This window comes from Ensifer sp. LC163 (assembly GCF_001695855.1).
GTDB lineage: Bacteria > Pseudomonadota > Alphaproteobacteria > Rhizobiales > Rhizobiaceae > Ensifer.
This window is the reverse complement of the sequence record NZ_MBSS01000013.1, coordinates 70,992-87,891: the sequence shown is the minus strand read 5'-3', so window position 1 is coordinate 87,891 and position 16,900 is coordinate 70,992. Positions and strand designations below refer to the sequence as shown.

Annotated in this window: 21 protein-coding genes; 10 read left to right on the top strand and 11 right to left on the bottom strand. The window is 62.5% G+C overall.

The features are described 5' to 3' along the window. Positions 1 to 38 precede the first annotated feature (38 nt). The gene (locus BC360_RS14375) at positions 39 to 1,679 is read right to left on the bottom strand and encodes an ABC transporter substrate-binding protein (RefSeq protein WP_065783080.1); all 1,641 of its coding nucleotides are present in this window, start codon (positions 1,677 to 1,679) and stop codon (positions 39 to 41) included. A 48-nt stretch (positions 1,680 to 1,727) separates the two neighbouring features. Continuing rightward, positions 1,728 to 2,783, bottom strand: a complete 1,056-nt coding sequence (locus BC360_RS14370) for a dipeptidase (protein WP_065795655.1) — start codon at positions 2,781 to 2,783, stop codon at positions 1,728 to 1,730. A gap of 351 nt (positions 2,784 to 3,134) precedes the next feature. Between BC360_RS14370 and BC360_RS14365 the strand changes: the two genes are divergently transcribed. Both BC360_RS14365 and BC360_RS14360 read left to right on the top strand, forming a co-directional pair. Beyond that, on the top strand, positions 3,135 to 4,340 hold the full coding sequence (locus BC360_RS14365; protein WP_065783146.1) for an alpha/beta hydrolase: 1,206 nt from the start codon (positions 3,135 to 3,137) through the stop codon (positions 4,338 to 4,340). Positions 4,341 to 4,406: 66 nt separating this feature from the next. Then, complete coding sequence (locus BC360_RS14360; protein ID WP_065783082.1) at positions 4,407 to 5,423, top strand: substrate-binding domain-containing protein; 1,017 nt, start codon at positions 4,407 to 4,409, stop codon at positions 5,421 to 5,423. Positions 5,424 to 5,432: 9 nt separating this feature from the next. Here the strand turns inward: BC360_RS14360 and BC360_RS14355 are convergent, their stop codons facing one another. The 4 genes from BC360_RS14355 to BC360_RS14340 form a co-directional block, all read right to left on the bottom strand. Then, complete coding sequence (locus BC360_RS14355) at positions 5,433 to 6,476, bottom strand: Gfo/Idh/MocA family protein (protein WP_065795654.1); 1,044 nt, start codon at positions 6,474 to 6,476, stop codon at positions 5,433 to 5,435. A 5-nt stretch (positions 6,477 to 6,481) separates the two neighbouring features. After that, positions 6,482 to 7,267: a ThuA domain-containing protein gene (locus BC360_RS14350; protein ID WP_065783084.1), complete on the bottom strand. Its 786-nt coding sequence runs from the start codon at positions 7,265 to 7,267 to the stop codon at positions 6,482 to 6,484. Between the two features lie 107 nt (positions 7,268 to 7,374). Continuing rightward, positions 7,375 to 7,716 (bottom strand): DMT family transporter, encoded by a 342-nt coding sequence (locus BC360_RS14345; protein ID WP_065795653.1) that lies wholly within the window; start codon positions 7,714 to 7,716, stop codon positions 7,375 to 7,377. A 17-nt stretch (positions 7,717 to 7,733) separates the two neighbouring features. Next, entirely contained in the window at positions 7,734 to 8,294 is a 561-nt protein-coding gene (locus tag BC360_RS14340; protein ID WP_065783085.1) for a TetR/AcrR family transcriptional regulator, read from the bottom strand. A gap of 139 nt (positions 8,295 to 8,433) precedes the next feature. Between BC360_RS14340 and BC360_RS14335 the strand changes: the two genes are divergently transcribed. Further along, positions 8,434 to 8,826, top strand: a complete 393-nt coding sequence (locus BC360_RS14335) for a group II truncated hemoglobin (RefSeq protein WP_065783086.1) — start codon at positions 8,434 to 8,436, stop codon at positions 8,824 to 8,826. A 7-nt stretch (positions 8,827 to 8,833) separates the two neighbouring features. Beyond that, positions 8,834 to 9,202 (top strand): DUF423 domain-containing protein, encoded by a 369-nt coding sequence (locus BC360_RS14330; RefSeq protein WP_065783087.1) that lies wholly within the window; start codon positions 8,834 to 8,836, stop codon positions 9,200 to 9,202. A gap of 31 nt (positions 9,203 to 9,233) precedes the next feature. Here BC360_RS14330 and BC360_RS14325 read toward each other — a convergent pair whose 3' ends face one another. The 5 genes from BC360_RS14325 to BC360_RS14305 form a co-directional block, all read right to left on the bottom strand. Continuing rightward, on the bottom strand, positions 9,234 to 9,548 hold the full coding sequence (locus tag BC360_RS14325) for an antibiotic biosynthesis monooxygenase family protein (protein WP_065783088.1): 315 nt from the start codon (positions 9,546 to 9,548) through the stop codon (positions 9,234 to 9,236). Positions 9,549 to 9,558: 10 nt separating this feature from the next. Beyond that, a complete protein-coding gene (locus BC360_RS14320; RefSeq protein WP_065783089.1) occupies positions 9,559 to 9,828 on the bottom strand; it encodes a hypothetical protein in 270 nt (89 codons plus the stop codon). Between the two features lie 67 nt (positions 9,829 to 9,895). Beyond that, positions 9,896 to 10,306, bottom strand: coding sequence for a DUF2325 domain-containing protein (locus BC360_RS14315; protein WP_065783090.1), 411 nt, complete (start codon positions 10,304 to 10,306; stop codon positions 9,896 to 9,898). Positions 10,307 to 10,540: 234 nt separating this feature from the next. Next, complete coding sequence (locus BC360_RS14310; RefSeq protein WP_065795652.1) at positions 10,541 to 11,458, bottom strand: energy transducer TonB; 918 nt, start codon at positions 11,456 to 11,458, stop codon at positions 10,541 to 10,543. 61 nt (positions 11,459 to 11,519) lie between these two features. Beyond that, positions 11,520 to 11,954 (bottom strand): hypothetical protein, encoded by a 435-nt coding sequence (locus tag BC360_RS14305; RefSeq protein WP_139110041.1) that lies wholly within the window; start codon positions 11,952 to 11,954, stop codon positions 11,520 to 11,522. 213 nt (positions 11,955 to 12,167) lie between these two features. On the opposite strand from BC360_RS14305, the gene hemP reads away from it, so the two are divergent. The 6 genes from hemP (at position 12,168) to BC360_RS14275 (ending at position 16,831) form a co-directional block, all read left to right on the top strand. After that, entirely contained in the window at positions 12,168 to 12,350 is a 183-nt protein-coding gene (hemP, locus tag BC360_RS33050) for a hemin uptake protein HemP (protein ID WP_065795650.1), read from the top strand. A gap of 10 nt (positions 12,351 to 12,360) precedes the next feature. After that, complete coding sequence (locus BC360_RS14295) at positions 12,361 to 13,422, top strand: hemin-degrading factor (RefSeq protein ID WP_065795649.1); 1,062 nt, start codon at positions 12,361 to 12,363, stop codon at positions 13,420 to 13,422. Between the two features lie 10 nt (positions 13,423 to 13,432). After that, positions 13,433 to 14,383 carry a heme/hemin ABC transporter substrate-binding protein gene (locus tag BC360_RS14290; protein WP_065783095.1) on the top strand — a complete coding sequence of 317 codons (951 nt, stop codon included), beginning with the start codon at positions 13,433 to 13,435 and terminating at the stop codon, positions 14,381 to 14,383. After that, complete coding sequence (locus tag BC360_RS14285) at positions 14,370 to 15,494, top strand: FecCD family ABC transporter permease (RefSeq protein ID WP_065795648.1); 1,125 nt, start codon at positions 14,370 to 14,372, stop codon at positions 15,492 to 15,494. Before BC360_RS14290 ends, BC360_RS14285 begins: the two co-directional genes overlap by 14 nt. 9 nt (positions 15,495 to 15,503) lie before the next feature. Further along, positions 15,504 to 16,295: a heme ABC transporter ATP-binding protein gene (locus tag BC360_RS14280; protein WP_065795647.1), complete on the top strand. Its 792-nt coding sequence runs from the start codon at positions 15,504 to 15,506 to the stop codon at positions 16,293 to 16,295. Between the two features lie 167 nt (positions 16,296 to 16,462). Beyond that, complete coding sequence (locus BC360_RS14275; protein ID WP_065783098.1) at positions 16,463 to 16,831, top strand: DUF883 family protein; 369 nt, start codon at positions 16,463 to 16,465, stop codon at positions 16,829 to 16,831. Positions 16,832 to 16,900 lie beyond the last annotated feature (69 nt).

The following is a 16,900-nucleotide window of genomic DNA, read 5'->3' as shown; positions in this document are numbered from 1 at the left end:
TCTGTTCCGCTCATGCTCAAGGGAACTATCCTTTCGGGTTATTCCTTCGAGATGCCAGCAACGAAGTTGGTGTCGAAGCTCGGGCCGAGCTTCAGGCCCTTGACGTTGCCGCGGTAGCCGGCGACTTCGGTCTGCTGGAAGATGATCACGAACGGGCTTTCGCCGAGAACCGTCTTCTGCAGTTCCTTGTAGGTTTCCGCACGCTTGGCGCTGTCGCGCTCGAGCAGGGCATCCTTGGTCTTCTTCGTCAGCTCCGGAACGTCCCAGGCATTGCGCCAGGCAAGCGTCTTGTTCTTGCCTTCGTCGGAGTTGTCAGGGTTGCTGGTGAAGGTTTCGGCGTTCGAGTTCGGGTCGAAATAGTCCATACCCCACTGACCGATATACATGTCGTGGTTACGGGCACGATACTTCGTCAGCGTCTGCTTGCCGTCGCCGGGGATGATCTCCAGCTTCACGCCGGCCTGGCCGAGCGTCTGCTGGAAGGATTCGGCAAGGCCGGTGACCGGTTGGCCGTTGCGCACGTCCATGGTGACGGTGAAGCCGTCGGTCAGGCCGGCCTTGGCCAGCAATTCCTTCGCCTTGGCGACGTCGAACTTGTAGGGGTTCTCGTCGAGGGCACCCAAAACGCCCTTCGGCAGGAAGCTCTGGTGGATCTCGCCGATACCCTTGATGATCGTCGAGCCGATCGCATCGTAGTCGACCAGATACTTGAAGGCTTCGCGCACCTCGGGCTTGGCGAGATTGGCGTTCTTCTGGTTGAGGCTGATGTAATAGACCGTGCCCTTCGGAGCATTCGTCGTGCCGAGATCCGCATTCTTCGAAACGGCGTCCAGGTCGCCCGGCTCCAGGTTGCGCGCGACGTCGATGTCGCCGGCTTCGAGCGCCAGGCGCTGGCCCGAGCTTTCCTTCATGTGACGATAGATGACGCGGGCGAGCTTTGCCTGTTCGCCATAGTAGTTGTCGTTGCGCTCGAGAACGATGACTTCGTTGGCGCGCCATTCGCGCAGCTTGAACGGACCCGAACCGGCATAGCCGGTCTTCAACCACTCATTGCCGAAGTCGTTGTCGTACTTGTAGTCGTCCGTCGGCGTGACCGGCTTGACGTTGTCGAGCACCAGCTTCTTGTCGAGCACGGCAGCAACGGTCGCCGTCAGGCAGTTGAGCACGAAGCTCGGCGCGTAGGGCTGATCGACCGTGAAGACGAAGGTCGTTTCATCAGCGGCCTTGGCCTTTTCCGTCACGTTATCGCCGTTGAGGCCGAACTGTGTGAGGATGAAGGCGGGGCTCTTGTCGAGCTTGACGGCGCGTTCAAACGACCAGGCGACATCCTCGGCGGTGACCGGGTTGCCGGAGGCAAACTTCAGGCCAGACTTCAGCTTGAACGTGTAGGTCAGGCCATCGTCGGAAACCGTCCAGCTGTCTGCCAGGTCACCGACAATCTTGGTGGTGTCGTTGATGTCGAGGCGCACCAGCATGCTGTAGGTGTTGCCGGTGATTTCGGCAGCGGTCAGCTCGAAGGCTTCGCCCGGATCCATGGTGATGACGTCGTCGATTGCAAAGGCTTCGACCAGCGTGTCCTTCGGCGTTTCGGCAAAGGCCGGTGCGGTCGCTGCCATCACCATGGCCAGCGCTGCCGAAGCGGTCAGAAGACGAAGACGTCCATTGAGCTTGTGCATCATTTTTTGCAGTTCCCTCGTTTGTGCCCTTTTGGGGCTCTTCTTCATGGATCAGGCGGCCTCGTGCCAAGCCTGCCCCAGAACTCTCAGCCAGTTCTCCCGGCATATCTTTGCCAGTTCGGCGTCACCATATCCAGCGCCCCTAAGTGCGGCAACGAGCTTCTGACTGCCCGCCGCGTCGGCGATGTCTTCCGGTATCGTCGCACCATCGAAGTCCGAACCGAGCCCGACGCAATCGATCCCCATGCGCTCGACCATATAGTCGATGTGGCGGACCATGTCGGAAAGCGGCGTCGCGGCATTTTCCTGCGCATCGGCGCGCAGCATCGTCGTTGCATAGTTCAGGCCAACGAGGCCCTTGCTCTCGCTGACGGCATCGAGCTGCTTGTCGGTGAGGTTGCGCGCAACCGCCGTCAGCGCATGGGCGTTCGAATGGCTGACGACCAGCGGCTGGTCGCTCGTCCTGGCGACGTCCCAGAAGCCCTTCTCGGTGATATGGGCGAGATCGATGAGAATGCCGAGGCGGTTGCAGGCCTTGACCAGCTCGAAGCCGGCGTCGGTCAGGCCCGGCGCCGTGTCGGGCGACATCGGGAAGGCAAAGGGCACGCCGTACGCAAACGCGTTGTGGCGGCTCCAGACCGGCCCAAGCGAACGCAGGCCGGCGGCATAGAAGGTTTCAAGTGCGGACAGATCAGCACCGATGGCTTCGCAGCCCTCCATGTGCAGAACGGATGCAAAAGTGCCCTGCCCGACGGCTTCGCGGATCTCTGCCGTCGACCGGCAGAGCTTCCAGGCACCGGCCCGATCGAGACGAACGGCGATATCGGCCATCTCGATGGCGACACCAAGCGACGGCAAATGCTCGAGCGGTGCCGAGAGCGGCGTGACGTAGTGGCCATTCTCGTCCGGGGCCTTCAGAACCAGATCGCCGGACGGCACGTAGATCGCACACAGGCCACCGACCAGACCGCCGGTCTTCGAACGCGGCGCATCGATATGCCCCTGATCGGTACCGTCGACGAACTCACGAACCGGGTCACTTCCCTTGCGCGCGTTCTGCCACAACCGCAGAAGCACGTCATTATGGCCATCGAAAACCGCCTGCATTCCGGATTTCCTCATGATTTCAGGGAGATCGGGTGAGGCATTCGACGCCGCACCCGCGGAGGGTTGGTCGGATGCTATTGAAAGGCCGATACCTTTTCAATGAATATCGAGGGGTTTTACCCAGGGCCGGCTGTCGCGAAATGTTGCATGTTTGCCGCACGTGCGACGTCAGAAAGGGCGCGAACAGGCCGAAAAGCTATCCGGAGGGCAGAAATTCTGCCATTTCTAGGGCAAGAGAATTGCCTGGTCCCGATGACGATCGGCGCGCCGCATGATGCGGCATTGGGGGTTTTGTTGCAGCGTTTGTTTTCTCTGGCTGGCCGACCGGGCCAAATCAGCCGCGTCGCCACCATGCTGGTCCTGGCATCCGTTCTCGCAGCCTGCGCCAGCCGACCCGTCGGTGTGCTCGTCCCGTCCGGGACAGCCGGCGGCGCTTCGGAAGTCGACCTGCTGGTCGCCACCACCCGTGCGCCTTCTACTGAGCCGGGCGTGCTTTTCAGCGGTGAGCGCTCTGACGAACTCTCTCTGACGGAAATCGTCGTCTCGATCCCGCCCGCCAAGAACCGCGTGGTGGGCCAGGTTCAATGGCCGAAGAAGCTGCCGGCCAATCCCGAACGCGAGTTTTCAACGGTCAGCGTGACGCCGTTGAAGGGCAAGGATGATGCCCAGTCCTGGTTGAAGGGCAATCTGCCGAAAAGCCGGCGCGTGCTGATCTTTGTTCACGGTTTCAACAACCGCTATGAGGACGCGGTCTATCGTTATGCCCAGATCGTCCACGATTCAGGAACGGATGTCGCGCCGGTGATCTTCACCTGGCCGTCACGCGCCAGCATCTTCGACTATAACTACGACAAGGAAAGCACCAACTATTCCCGCGATGCGCTGGAAGATCTGCTGCACCGCGCAGCGCGCGACCCGAAGGTCGGCGAAATCACCGTCATGGCCCACTCGATGGGATCGTGGGTCACCGTCGAAGCGCTGCGGCAGATGGCAATCCGCGACGGTCGCATTGCGCCGAAGATTACCGATGTCATTCTCGCGTCCCCGGACCTCGACGTCGACGTCTTCGGCAAGCAGATCCAGGCCATGGGCAAGGCGCGACCGAAATTCACGCTGTTCGTGTCGCGCGACGACCGCGCGCTCAACCTCTCGCGCCGGATCTCCGGCAATATCGACCGGCTTGGGCAGATCGACCCGACGGTCGAGCCCTATCGGACCCAGCTGGAAACGGCCGGCATCACCGTTCTCGACCTGACGGCGCTGAAAGGCGGCGACAAACTGAACCACGGAAAATTCGCCGAAAGCCCTGAGGTCGTGCAATTGCTCGGCAACCGCCTGATCGCCGGGCAGACGGTGACCGATTCCGATGTCGGTCTCGGAGAGCGCGTCGGCGCGGTGGCGCTCGGCACCGCCCAGACCGTCGGTAGTGCTGCGAGCATCGCGGTATCCACACCGATCATGATCTTCGACCCGCGCACCCGCGCCAACTACGACAATCAGGTTCGCCGCCTCGGGCAATCGATGGAAAACACCGTCGGCTCGGCGGTTACCCCCTGACGTCAGACCTTGTTGCGCAGGCAAAGCCCGGCAGGCTATGATCTCTAGGGTCAACGAGAAAATGAAATGAATCTCAAGGAGTTCGCAGGCCGGCTGGGGCTGTCTCAAACGACGGTCAGCCGTGCGCTCAGCGGCTATCCGGAAGTCAAGAAGGCAACGCGTGAGCGGGTGCTGAAGGCGGCGGCCGAGCTTGGCTACCGACCAAACACCAGCGCGCTCGGGCTTGCGACCGGACGCGTCGGCACCATCGGCATCGTCTTTCGCGGCGGCGGCGATTTCGGCCCGCACACCAGCGAATTCATGGGTGGGCTCGGCAGCCGGCTGCAACAGGCAGACGTCGATATCCTGCTTTCGACCGTCGACACGCGGGAAGCGGAGCTTGCGACCTATCGCCGGTTAGCCGCCAGCAAGCGCGTCGATGCGGTGATCCTGCATTCGCCTGCGGTCGACGATCCGCGCATCGCCTTGCTTTCCGACCTGCGACTGCCCTTCGTGCTGCATGGGCGCACCGAGGCGGCAGGCGATTTCGCCTTTCTCGACATCGACAATTTCGGCGCGATCCGCCAGGCGACCGATCTGCTGACCGCACTCGGTCATCGCCGCATCGCGCTGGTCAACGGGCATCGCGGCTATACCTTTACCGAACATCGGCAAGATGGCTACGCGGCGGCGCTTGGCGCCTGCGGCATCGACATCGATCCCAATCTGCTTGGCAATGGCGATTTCACCGATGAGATGGGCTTTCGCCTGATGCAGGGTTTTCTGGCGCAGGAAAGCCGGCCGACGGCGGTGCTGGCGGGCTCGATGATGTCGGCGCTCGGTGCCATGCGGGCGATCCGCAGTGCCGGCCTGACGGTCGGCGAACACATTTCGCTGATCGCCCACGACGACGTCTTTCCCTATCTGAGCCCCGAGAACCTGATCCCGACGCTCACCACCACACGCTCATCGATCCGCGCTGCGGGAACGCGGATCGCCGAGATGGTTCTGGATCTTCTTCAGGGCACGCCGGCGGCCGACCTCAGCGAGGTCTGGCCGGTGGAACTGGTCATGCGCAACTCCACCGCGCCGCCCGCCGGCTGAGACTTTCCATCAGACCGAGAGTTCGCGCCTTTCGGCCTCTGTCTCCATCGCCAGATCGAGTACCTTCTGCAGGTTCGCCGCATGGCGGAAGCCGGGCTCGACCGTCTTGCGCTCGCTGACGGCGGCCGCAAAATGCTGGTAGTTGGTCGGCACCGTGCCGGCATCGACATCGCGCCAGGTCGCCGTCTCGACATCGACGCCGAGGCAGGCGCGAAGCGTCGAGCCGTCAGGTGTATGCACCACCTCGAGCGCGCCCTTGTCGCCATGAAGGCGCAGCCGCAACTCGTTGAGGTGGCCGGTCGCCCAGCGGCTGGCATGGATCACGCCCATGGCGCCGTTGCCGAACTCGGCGGTCATGACGAAGCTGTCATTGGCGTCGAGGTCATATTCGCCGATGCGGTTTCCCGGCGCCTTGTCGAAGGTCTTCAGCCGCGCGAAGATCCGCTCGGCATCGGTGCCGGCCCCGTAGCCCGCAAAGTCGAGAATATGGATGCCGACATCGCCCAGAACGCCGTTCGAGCCGTGTTTCGTGGACAGCCGCCAGAGCCATTGCGATTCCGTCGCCCAGTCGCCCCATGCCTTTGAGACCAGCCAACTCTGCAGATAGGAGGCCTCGAGATGACGCAGCTTGCCGATGTCGCCGGCCAGCACCATCGCCCTCGCCTTCTGCAGCGGCGCGACGTTGCGATAGGTCAGGTTGACCATGGTCACCAGCCCGGATTGTTCAGCTGCGTCGGCCATTTCTGCAGCCTTGGCATAGTTCTCCGCAAGCGGTTTTTCGCACAGCACATGCTTGCCGGCGGCAAGAAGCGCCAGCGTCGTCGGGTGATGCGCCTTGTCGGGCGTCACGTTCGCCGCCGCATCGAACTTGCCCCAGGCGATCGCCTCGTCCAGCGACGTGAATGTATTGGCAATGCCGTGTCTCTCGGCAAAGCCGCTGGCGCGCTTGGGGTCGACGTCGACCGCCCCCACCATTTCCACACCTTCGATCCGGGCGAAGGCTTCGGCATGGCTGTTGGCCATGCCGCCGGTTCCAACAACGAGAAGACGCATGGCGCTCACCTGTAACCCGCTTCGCCGGCCTGGTGCAGCTTCGGCCCACGCTCGACGATCGGCTCCAGCGCCTTTTCGACCGGCACGTTCGGTGCATCATGGATCGCCGTGTAGCGATTGTCGGCGTTGTAGGCCCATTTTACCGAGTTGCGCAGCACCTTCTGGACATTGGCGTCATGGTAGGTCGGATAGGTCTCGTGGCCCGGGCGGAAATAGAAGATGTTGCCGGCGCCACGGCGCCAGGTCAGGCCCGAACGAAACACTTCGCCACCGGCGAACCAGGAGATGAACACTGTCTCCAGCGGTTCCGGCACGGAAAACTGCTCGCCATACATCTCCTCGTTCTCGAGAACGAAGTTCTCGCCGATCCCCTCGGCGATCGGGTGGCGGGGATTGATCGCCCAGAGACGCTCGCGCTCGCCGGCCTCGCGCCACTTGAGTGCACAGGGCGTGCCCATCAGCCGCTTGAAGATCTTGGAGAAGTGGCCGGAATGCAGAACGATCAGGCCCATGCCTTCCCAAACGCGTTTTGCCACGCGCTCGACCACCTCGTCACTGACCGCACCATGATCCTTGTGCCCCCACCACAGAAGCACATCTGTCTTGGCCAGCCGCTCCTCGGTCAGGCCATGTTCCGGCTCCTGCAGCGTCGCCGTCGACGCCTCGATCGAAACGTCCGTGTTCAGCGCCGCCGCGATCGTGTTGTGCATTCCGTTCGGATAGATGCTTCTGACGACCTCATTGGTCTGCTCATGGATGTTCTCACCCCAGACGACTGTGCGGATTGGCATCGGCAAACTCCCGTTTATGCGCAGCTGTTAAAATTGAAAGCGGTTTCAATTTATAGAACTAGTGAGGCGGCTGCGCCTTTGCAAGAGCTTTTTGCCCTCTCCTGCCGTCAGTGGAAGGTGGATTTCGAGAAGACGTTGAGGACGACGACGCCGGCAATGATGAGCCCGAGCCCGAGCATGGCGGCGAGATCCAGCTTCTGGCCGAAGGCGAAGTATCCGACGAACGAAATCAAAACAATGCCGAGGCCGCTCCAGACTGCGTAAGCAATGCCGACCGGAATGTAGCGCAGCGTATAGGACAGAAAGAAGAAGGCGACGGCGTAGCAAACAACCATCGTTGCGGTCGGCACCAGCCGGGTAAAATGCTGTGCGGCCTGCATCGCCGAGGTGCCAAGCACCTCGAAGACGATCGCTACGACCAGGACGGCATAGAGCATGGCGGGGTTCATCTTGATCTCCGTCCGGCCTATCGCGCCGAAAGCGCTTTGAGATTGTCAGCCAATGCGGCACGGGCTTCGGCATCGAGTTCATGGCTCTGCATCAGGTCGGCGAGCCAAAGGCCGTCGGCGGCAAAACGGGCGAGCACGCAGTTGGGCGACCCATCGGTTTCCGCAAACTCCGCGGCACGGCGGTTGACCCATTCGCGCCAGCGGATTTTCAGGTTTGGTTCGGCAATCAGCGCGATCGTCAGCATGCGCCAGCCCGGAACGTCGGTCTCCGGATCGAGCTTCGAGCAGACATCGACATAGGCGCGGGTAAAGCGCCCCTGTGCATCCGGATCGTCAGCCATCGCCGCCTCGATCGCCGCATCGAAGCGGGCGATCAGATCGTCGAACAATCCATCGAGCAGCGCCGACTTGTTGGGGAAATGATGCAGCAGCCCGCCCTTGCTGACGCCTGCCGCGTGCGACACCGCGTCGAGCGTGATGCCAGCCACGCCCTGCTCATGCGAAAGGCGTGCGGCCACCTCCAGCAATTGCTGGCGGACCTGTTCGGGTTGCTTCTTGCGGCGATGGGCTTCTGTCATGCCTCAATAAAGATACCGTCTGGACGGTTTGTCAAGGTCAATGTGTTGAACCGCGCCGAAACGCCGCAAAGACGAGAATGGAAAGCCGTTGTCCGTAAGGGCTTCGCGGGCTAGGACTTCGGGGACGAAGGAAACGGCGATGGCAGAACCGGAAACGACGACACTCTACGAAGCGATCGGCGGCGACCCGACGGTGCGTGCGCTCACCCGTCGCTTTTACGAATTGATGGACACGCTGCCCGAAGCGGCGCGCTGCCGTGCGGTTCATCCAGCGGATCTCTCCGGCAGCGAGGAAAAATTCTACGAGTATCTGACCGGTTGGCTCGGTGGTCCGCCGATCTATGTGGAAAAGCGCGGCCATCCCATGCTGCGGCGCCGGCATTTCGTCGCCGAGATCGGGCCGGAAGAGCGCGACGAGTGGCTGCTCTGCTTTACCCGCGCACTGGAAGAAACCGTTGCCCACCCGAAACTGCGGCAGATCATTCTCGATCCGATCACCCGCCTCGCCTTGCATATGCAGAACAAGGAATGACCTGACCATGCCTTCAAGTGGATTGCGCGCAACGACGCTCTTTGTTGCCGGGTTGATGGGGATTGCCGGGGTGGTCAGTGCTGCAGCCGCCTCGCATGGCACCGACCCCAGGCTGCTCGCCGGGATCTCGGCCATGTGCCTGGCGCATGCGCCGGCGCTCGTCGCGCTTTATGCGGCCTGGCCGAGCTTCCGCACCGCTCCGGTCGCAGCCCTGCTGATCGCCTTTGGCACGGCGTTGTTTTCCGCCGATCTGGCCATGCGTCACGCCACGGGACACGGGCTGTTTCCGATGTCCGCGCCGCTCGGCGGCACGACGATCATGGCCGGCTGGCTTGCCGTTTCGGTCGGCGCCTTCCTGCCGCGAAAGGCGCCTTGACGCTTACCGCGCCAGTCTAGGGCGCCTGGGATCAGGCGCCTTCGACGACGGAAAAGCCTTCGAACTTCGGCGGGCCGAGATACATCGAGCGGTTATCGCCGGCATTCTTGTGTGCAGCCCGGAAGTTCTCCGACTTCGTCCAGGCGGAAAAGGCATCCTTGTCCTTCCAGGTCGAGTTCGAAACGAAGAGCGTGTAGCCCTCTTCCGGCACGCTTTCGCCCCTCAGAAGGTGGAACGAGACAAAACCCGGCATGTCCGCAAGGCTTGAATCACGCCCTTTCCAGACGGCTTCGAACGCCTCTTCCTGGCCGATGGCGATACGAAAACGGTTCATTGCAAAGAACATGGTCTGCCTCTTATGCGCTGTCTTTCTTGCGAGCCGGCTCGTTTGCGGCCCTCGGGAAGGCAACAATAGTGCCCTCCTGCGGCTCTGCAAGTCCGAAAGGATCCCGGCCGGGCCGACGCGTTTCCCAGGACGGGAACTCGGTGACGTTGGGGTTTTCCTCGAGCATGCGGGAACGCCGCGTCAGCAATTCGTAGAGCTCGGGCACGAGCCCGTCGCCATTCTGCGCTGCCAATTTGTGCAGGCCGATCATCATGCACTGGTCCGGGCGGTCATCATTCATCTCGAAAAAATCTCCATGCGCGCGGGCGGCCGCTCGCCGTCGCCGCACGTCATAACTTTGGCTTGTCCTAGTCGTTGCGGCTGTTGGTCAGGTCCTGCAGCGCCCGCTCAAGGCTCGACTTCGAGCCGTTGCGCAGGGGCACGAAGGCCTTGCCCCACTTCTTGCAGCCGGTCTTCACCCGAAGACACGCATCGTGACTGATGCAATCGATCGGGCAGAAGACACAGTCGACGGAGGGAAGAACGCGGTCGATGCGCGACACCGCCTCGCGCAGGCCGCCATCGTGGTGCAGCAGCTCGGCGCCAAAGGAGCTGGCGATTTCGCGCAGATGCGCAACCTGGCAGTCACGTCCGCCGACATAGAGGAAGCTGCGGCCTTCGAGGGTCGTCTTGGCGACCTCTTCGCGGACCTCGACCCGTTCGGAACCGGAACGACCCTTGCCGTTCTTGGCCGCATTATGGTGACGCTTGCCGCGCATGCAATCTTCTCCGCCTCATTGCTGCGTCGACGGCCCTCATGGCAACCGATCGCATCGGGATATGATCTCGACACACACCGTTCGGTTGCGTCACGGCGGCAACTTATTAAACTTGACTATCAGAGTAAAGTATAAACATGAGTTTTATAATCATATTTATTTCAAGCGTTCCGGAGGCCACCCGGCGAGAGACGCCGGCCATCACACACGGCGATGAAGCGGCCTTGGAAAGCCTCAACCCGGCGTGTAATCGATCGGGAGATTGAACGATATGCTGCTCTTGCCGATGCTGGCAGGGATCGAAGGGAACGGTGCCGCGCGGCGCACGGTGTCGAGCGCCGCCTCGTCGAGAATCGACGACCCGGAACTTCCACTCAGCCGCAGGCCGGAAAGCCCACCATCGGCCTGGACAACAAAGCTTACGGTTGCAACGCCGGTTACCCCCTGGCGCCGCGCCTGGGAAGGATACTTGCGCTTCTTGCTGATCTTGTTGCGAACCTTGCCCTTGTAATTGTCGAAGGACGCATTGCCCTCGGCGCTCGCCACCTTGCCCTGCCCGGAAGCCGTTGCAGCCTTGGCGTTTTCCACGCCGTCGGCCTTGCCCTTGACCTGGCTTTGCGCTTGCTCGCCCTTGTCGCCCGACTTCTTGCGGGTAACCTTCTTCTTCTTGACCGGATCCTTCTTCGGTTCGGGCTTTTCGACCTTCTCCTTCTTCGGCTCCTGGATCTCCGGCTTCTCTTCCGGCACGACGGTCTCGATCGGGGCAACGCTGGCCGTGACCATCGCTTCTGCAACCTGCAGCGTGGGAACCTCTTCCGCCGGCAGGATCACGTCTGCTTCCGTGGCGACCAGGTCGTGCGGCTGCTCGGCCACGATCTCGGGCGTGGTCGACGTCACCTCCTCGACCGGCTCTATCTCCTCCGGCTTCAGCTCGTCGGGCGTGTCTTCGGTCGGCTCAACGATTTCGGAAGGGTCCCCGGCCTGCAGCGTTTCGTCGAAGGCATCGCCGAGAAGGGCGACTTCCGTCGCCACGCCGCCCATCACGAAGGCCGGCTCGTCTTTCGGTTCGGACGGTGCAAACAACATAGCCCCGCTGGCATGCGCCACGAGGGAGAACGCGATCGCGCCGATCCATTTGATGGTGTGCTTCATCCTAGCCTAACTTTCGCCGCGAGCCGCGACGCAAACGCAGTACCCAACGCGAAAACCGATCTCAGCCCTTGAGTTCGACCGCGGACTTCGAGCCGGTCTTCAGGCCCTTCATGCAGGCATCGCCCTGGACGCCGTCGCCGACGCAGGCGGGCGCGTCATTGATCAGCAGGCTCTTCACCGCTTCGCAATTCGTGCCGGGAAGATCGAATTGCCGAACCTTGGTCTTGCCTGCGGGCAGATCGCGGAAGTCGAGCACCGCCATGCGCTCGACCAGTCCCTTCTGGTCGAAGATTACGAACTCGAAGGAAACCTTGCTCAACGACTGAGCGAATTCGTTTCCAGCGACGAATGTCAGCTTGCAACCCTTCTGCGACGGCGCGATCTCGTTGAGCTCGATGTTGAGCGCGCCGGCGGACGCAGCGTCCTGAGCGCCGGCACCGCTTGCTGCAAGCGCCAATGCGAAGGCCACGGGAACAACCATACGGGAAAGGTGCATCATTCTAATACCACTCACGATCGGCGCTCCGAGGCTCGGAGCGTTGAAGTCGTCGCCATCTATCCACAAGCGCGGAGCATCTTAAGTTGAGTGTGGCGATCCGGTATTGCGTCCATAAAGAAATATGAGTAATGAAGTCAAGATAGTAAACGAATTGCACGGCAGGAAATGCGGGAAAGACACCGCCTCCCGCCATCTAGAGACGACTGAACCGTGGCAGCCGACGACACCGATCATGCGCGACTTTCGCAACCTGCGGCCTTAGCGCAGCGTGTCCAGCGGATCGTCGAGAGCCGCGACCTTTTTCGCGGCGAAAGCGAGATCCTCATTTCCCACGACGGGGCGATCTACCGCATGAAGATCACCCGCCAAGGCAAACTGATCCTGAACAAATAGGCAAATGACAATGACCGAGAGCCTCCGCCCTACCCCGTCCGAAATCCGTGCCTACCGCGCTGAAAACCCGAAAATGCGCGAGCGCGACATCGCGGCTCAGCTTGGCGTTTCGGAAGCAGCCCTCGTGGCCGCAGAATGTGGTTTGACCGCGGTGCGCATCGACGCGGATGCCAACCGCTTCCTGCTGCGCGCCGAGGAGCTGGGCGAGGTCATGGCGCTGACCCGCAACGAGAGCGCCGTTCACGAAAAGATCGGCGTCTACGAAAAGATCACGACCGGCGAGATGGCCAGCATCGTGCTCGGCGAGCAGATCGACCTGCGCGTCTTCCCGAGCGCATGGGCGCATGCCTTTGCCGTGACCAAGACCGACGACAGCGGTGAAGCACGCAAGAGCCTGCAGTTCTTCGACAAATGGGGCAATGCCGTGCACAAGCTGCACCTGCGCCCGACGTCGAATCTCGCCGCCTACGACAAGATCGTCGAAGACTTCCGTCTCGACGACCAGTCGCAGACCTTCGTCGCCGACGCCAGCGCACCGGCTGCCGATGACAAGCAGGAAAGTGTCGTCGACGTTACCGAACTACGCGACCGCTGGGCCAAGATGACCGACACGCATCAGTTCCACGGCCTGCTGCGCAAGCTGAAGATCGGTCGCCGTCAGGCGCTGCAGCATATTGGTGACGACTTTGCATGGCGTCTCGAGCCGTCAAGCGTCGAGACGATGATGCGCACCAGCGCCGAGATCGAACTGCCGATCATGTGCTTCGTCGGCAACCGCGGCATGATCCAGATCCATTCCGGCCCGATCGCCAAGATCGCTCCGATGGGCCCTTGGCTCAACGTCATGGACCCGACCTTCCATCTTCACCTGCGCACCGATCACATTGCCGAGCTTTGGGCCGTGCGCAAGCCGACGGTCGATGGTCACGTCACCTCGATCGAGGCGCTCGATGCCAAGGGCGAGATGATCATCCAGTTCTTCGGCAAGCGTAAGGAAGGTTTTGCCGAGCGTCCCGAATGGCGCGATATCGCCGAAGGCCTGGCGCGCCTCAACACCACCGTCGCAGCTTAAGGACAGTGTGATGATCAACGGTCTCGACTTCCGCCGCCTTCGCCGCTGGGAGCTGGCCCTGGCCGCATTTGCGGTTTCGGCTCCTTTCCTGCTGCCCGCCGTGGCGCCGGGGGCGCCGTCGTTCATCCGTCCGGCAATGGCGCAGAGCATAGAGCAGCCGGACGTCTCGCGCGTCGTTTCGGTCGGCGGCGCGATTACCGAGATCATCTACGCGCTTGGCGAGGAAGGCCGATTGGTCGGCCGCGACTCGACGAGCACCTATCCGGAAGCGGCAACCAAGCTGCCTGATATCGGCTACATGCGCCAGCTCGCTCCGGAAGGCATCATCGCGGTCAATCCGAGCGCCATCATCGCCATCGAAGGCAGCGGCCCACCGGAGGCGCTTGCCGTCCTGAAGGAGGCCAACATCGCCTTTACCAGCGTGCCGGAAACCTTCGACAAGGACAGCATCCCGGCCAAGATCCGCTCGGTCGGCGCCTTTCTCAATGTACCTGACAAGGCCGAAGCGCTGGCAAAATCGGTGGAAGCCGATCTTGCCGCGGCCATCGCCGATGGCGCCAAGCGTCCGGAAAGCGAACGCAAACGCGTTCTTTTCGTGCTCAGCACCCAGGGCGGCAAGATCATGGCTTCGGGCACCGGCACCGCCGCCAACGGCATCATCGAGCTTTCCGGCGCGATCAACGCCGCCGGAAAGTTCCCCGGCTACAAGGCCCTGACCGACGAGGCGATCATCGAAGCCAAGCCCGACGTCATCCTGATGATGGATCGCGGCGGCGAGCACAGCGCCAAGGCGGACGAACTTTTCGCCCTGCCGTCGCTGAGCCTGACGCCTGCCGCCAAAAACAAGGCGCTGATCCGCATGGACGGCCTGCACCTGCTCGGTTTCGGCCCGCGCACGGCAGGCGCCATCCGCGAGCTCAATGCCGCAATCTACGGAAAGAAGACCAATGCCTCGCAGTGAGGCATTGGACCGGGGCATGCGCCTGACGGCCCTCGCCGCCGATATCCGGGCCGAATGGCGGTCCGGCAATCGTGCGCGGCTGGCCCGCGTCATCATTGCGCTGCTCGTCGTTTTTGCGGCGGCAACCTTCGTCGGTTCGATCATGACCGGCGCTGCCGATGCTTCGCTGTCCAACGTCGTGCGCTGGCTCCTGGGCACCAACGACGCGGACCAGGTCCTGACCGTTCGCGACCGTATCATCATTCTCGACATCCGGCTGCCGCGCGCCGTGCTCGGCATGCTCGTTGGCGCATCGCTCGCCGTCTCCGGCGTCGTCATGCAGGGGCTGTTCCGCAATCCGCTGGCCGATCCCGGCCTTGTCGGCGTTTCCTCCGGTGCAAGTCTTGGCGCCGTCCTGCTGATCGTGCTCGGCTCTGCGGTGTTCGGACCGTTGTTTGCGCTCTTCGGCTTTTATGCCTTGCCGGTTGCGGCCTTCATCGGCGGCCTCGTGACCACCCTGCTCCTCTACCGGATCGCCACGCGCGGCGGCCAGACGTCGGTTGCGACGCTGCTTCTCGCGGGCATCGCGCTCGGTGCACTGACCGGCGCATTCACCGGCGTGCTGATCTTCATGGCCGACGACAAGCAGCTGCGCGACGTCACCTTCTGGGGCCTCGGCTCGCTTGCCGGCGCCAATTGGACGAAGATCGCCGCGGCAGCACCGATCATCCTTCTGTCGCTGGCCGTCACGCCCTTCCTGTCACGCGGTCTCAACGCCATCACGCTCGGCGAAGCGGCCGCGTTCCACATGGGCATTCCAGTGCAGCGCATGAAGAACATCGCCATAGTCAGCGTCGCCGCGGCAACCGGCGCGTCGGTGGCGGTCAGCGGCGGCATCGGTTTCGTCGGCATCGTCGTGCCGCATTTGCTGCGCCTCGTTATCGGCCCGGATCACCGCTACCTCCTGCCGGCATCGGCGCTGCTCGGCGGAACCTTGCTGATCCTGGCCGATATGATCGCCCGCACCATCGCCTCGCCGGCAGAGCTGCCGATCGGCATCGTCACCGCCTTCATCGGCGCGCCGTTCTTCCTCTGGATCCTGCTGCGCGGTCGCACGAATATGGGACTGTGAGACGAGACCATGATCAAGGTATCCAACCTCTCCGTCCGGCTTGGCGGACGTCAGGTCATCCATGGCGTTTCGCTTGAAGCAGTGCCAGGTGCGCTGACCGCGATCGTCGGGCCGAACGGCTGTGGTAAGACCACGACGTTGAAGGCGATTTCCGGCGAGCTGCCGCCAGAAGGCGGTTCGATCAGCATCAACGGCCGCAATCTCATGGGCCTGAAACCCTGGGAGCTCGCGCTGAAACGCGGGGTGCTGCCGCAATCCACCGTGATTTCGTTTCCTTTCACGGTGCGCGAAGTGGTGCGGCTTGGCCTGGCCTCGGGCGCGACCTCCGATGCCAAGGCCAATGACCGCATTGCCGCCGATGCGCTCGAGGCTGTCGATCTCGGCGGCTTTGCCGGGCGCTTCTATCAGGAGCTTTCGGGCGGCGAACAGCAGCGCGTCCAACTTGCCCGCGTCCTCTGTCAGATTTCCGACCCGGTCGCCGATGGCGAACCGCGTTACCTCTTACTCGACGAGCCAGTCTCGAGCCTCGATATCCGCCATCAGCTGACGATCATGCAGCTTGCGCGCCGATTCTGCGAGCGGGGCGGCGGCGTCATCGCCGTCATGCATGACCTCAACCTGACGGCGATGTTCGCCGACCGGATGATCATGATGAAAGCCGGCAAGATCCGAGCAAGCGGCGCTCCGCGCGATGTGCTCACCGACGAGACGATGGAAGCGGTGTTCGGCTGCCGCATGCAGGTCAGCGCCATGCCGGCCGCCGGCGTGCCCTTCGTGTTGCCGCAGACGGCGACGCTCTAGCGGCGACGGCGGCAAATCGCGCCAACTTCAAGATTTATCGAAACAATTTGCGCACTCGTGCGTTGTCCTTCCTGAAGTGCCGGCCGTGGCGATGAGCTTGCCACGCCGGTTCGAGCAGATCACGCCGGTCGCCCTTGGCCGGCGTTGCAGCGAAAGGGAGACCAATCATGGCTTCAGGCCTCTTCTCAGGTTCCAGTTCCCGGTCGAGCAAGCGCAACGGCGCGCTCAAGGACATTTCGATCGAAGACCAGCTCAGCGAACTGCGCAGCGACATGGCGGCACTCGTCGCGTTGCTTGCCGACCGCAGTGCCGACGCGTCGAAACAGGCACGCAGCAAGGCACATGATGCGCGCGACCAGGCGGAAGCCGGCCTTCAGGACCTGCTCGCAAGCGGCGAGGAATTGTTGGGCGACCTGCGCGATCGTTACGCGGGCACGGAAAAGCAGCTTCGCAACGCGGTGCGCGAACACCCGTTCGCAACACTTGGCACGGCGGCTCTCATCGGCCTGATCGCCGCAGCACTTCTGCGGCGCTAGGTGCACGGCAGGCAATCATGGAACGGGGTGGGAACGCCAGCAGCGTCCCACCCGTTTTGACGTGTTACC

Bases quoted from the DNA above. Each gene is read 5' to 3' on its own strand.
- BC360_RS14315 (WP_065783090.1), bottom strand. From the start codon at position 10,306: ATGCGCGGCAAGCGTCACCATAATGCGGCCAAGAACGGCAAGGGTCGT.
- BC360_RS14320 (WP_065783089.1), bottom strand. From the start codon at position 9,828: ATGAATGATGACCGCCCGGACCAGTGCATGATGATCGGCCTGCACAAA.
- BC360_RS14310 (WP_065795652.1), bottom strand. From the start codon at position 11,458: ATGAAGCACACCATCAAATGGATCGGCGCGATCGCGTTCTCCCTCGTG.
- BC360_RS14275 (WP_065783098.1), top strand. From the start codon at position 16,463: ATGGCTTCAGGCCTCTTCTCAGGTTCCAGTTCCCGGTCGAGCAAGCGC.
- BC360_RS14335 (WP_065783086.1), top strand. From the start codon at position 8,434: ATGGCAGAACCGGAAACGACGACACTCTACGAAGCGATCGGCGGCGAC.
- BC360_RS14345 (WP_065795653.1), bottom strand. From the start codon at position 7,716: ATGAACCCCGCCATGCTCTATGCCGTCCTGGTCGTAGCGATCGTCTTC.
- BC360_RS14355 (WP_065795654.1), bottom strand. From the start codon at position 6,476: ATGCGTCTTCTCGTTGTTGGAACCGGCGGCATGGCCAACAGCCATGCC.
- BC360_RS14340 (WP_065783085.1), bottom strand. From the start codon at position 8,294: ATGACAGAAGCCCATCGCCGCAAGAAGCAACCCGAACAGGTCCGCCAG.
- BC360_RS14290 (WP_065783095.1), top strand. From the start codon at position 13,433: ATGATCAACGGTCTCGACTTCCGCCGCCTTCGCCGCTGGGAGCTGGCC.
- BC360_RS14365 (WP_065783146.1), top strand. From the start codon at position 3,135: ATGCTGGTCCTGGCATCCGTTCTCGCAGCCTGCGCCAGCCGACCCGTC.
- BC360_RS14375 (WP_065783080.1), bottom strand. From the start codon at position 1,679: ATGATGCACAAGCTCAATGGACGTCTTCGTCTTCTGACCGCTTCGGCA.
- BC360_RS14360 (WP_065783082.1), top strand. From the start codon at position 4,407: ATGAATCTCAAGGAGTTCGCAGGCCGGCTGGGGCTGTCTCAAACGACG.
- BC360_RS14330 (WP_065783087.1), top strand. From the start codon at position 8,834: ATGCCTTCAAGTGGATTGCGCGCAACGACGCTCTTTGTTGCCGGGTTG.
- BC360_RS14350 (WP_065783084.1), bottom strand. From the start codon at position 7,267: ATGCCAATCCGCACAGTCGTCTGGGGTGAGAACATCCATGAGCAGACC.
- BC360_RS14370 (WP_065795655.1), bottom strand. From the start codon at position 2,783: ATGCAGGCGGTTTTCGATGGCCATAATGACGTGCTTCTGCGGTTGTGG.
- BC360_RS14295 (WP_065795649.1), top strand. From the start codon at position 12,361: ATGACCGAGAGCCTCCGCCCTACCCCGTCCGAAATCCGTGCCTACCGC.
- BC360_RS14305 (WP_139110041.1), bottom strand. From the start codon at position 11,954: ATGCACCTTTCCCGTATGGTTGTTCCCGTGGCCTTCGCATTGGCGCTT.
- BC360_RS14285 (WP_065795648.1), top strand. From the start codon at position 14,370: ATGCCTCGCAGTGAGGCATTGGACCGGGGCATGCGCCTGACGGCCCTC.
- BC360_RS14280 (WP_065795647.1), top strand. From the start codon at position 15,504: ATGATCAAGGTATCCAACCTCTCCGTCCGGCTTGGCGGACGTCAGGTC.
- BC360_RS14325 (WP_065783088.1), bottom strand. From the start codon at position 9,548: ATGTTCTTTGCAATGAACCGTTTTCGTATCGCCATCGGCCAGGAAGAG.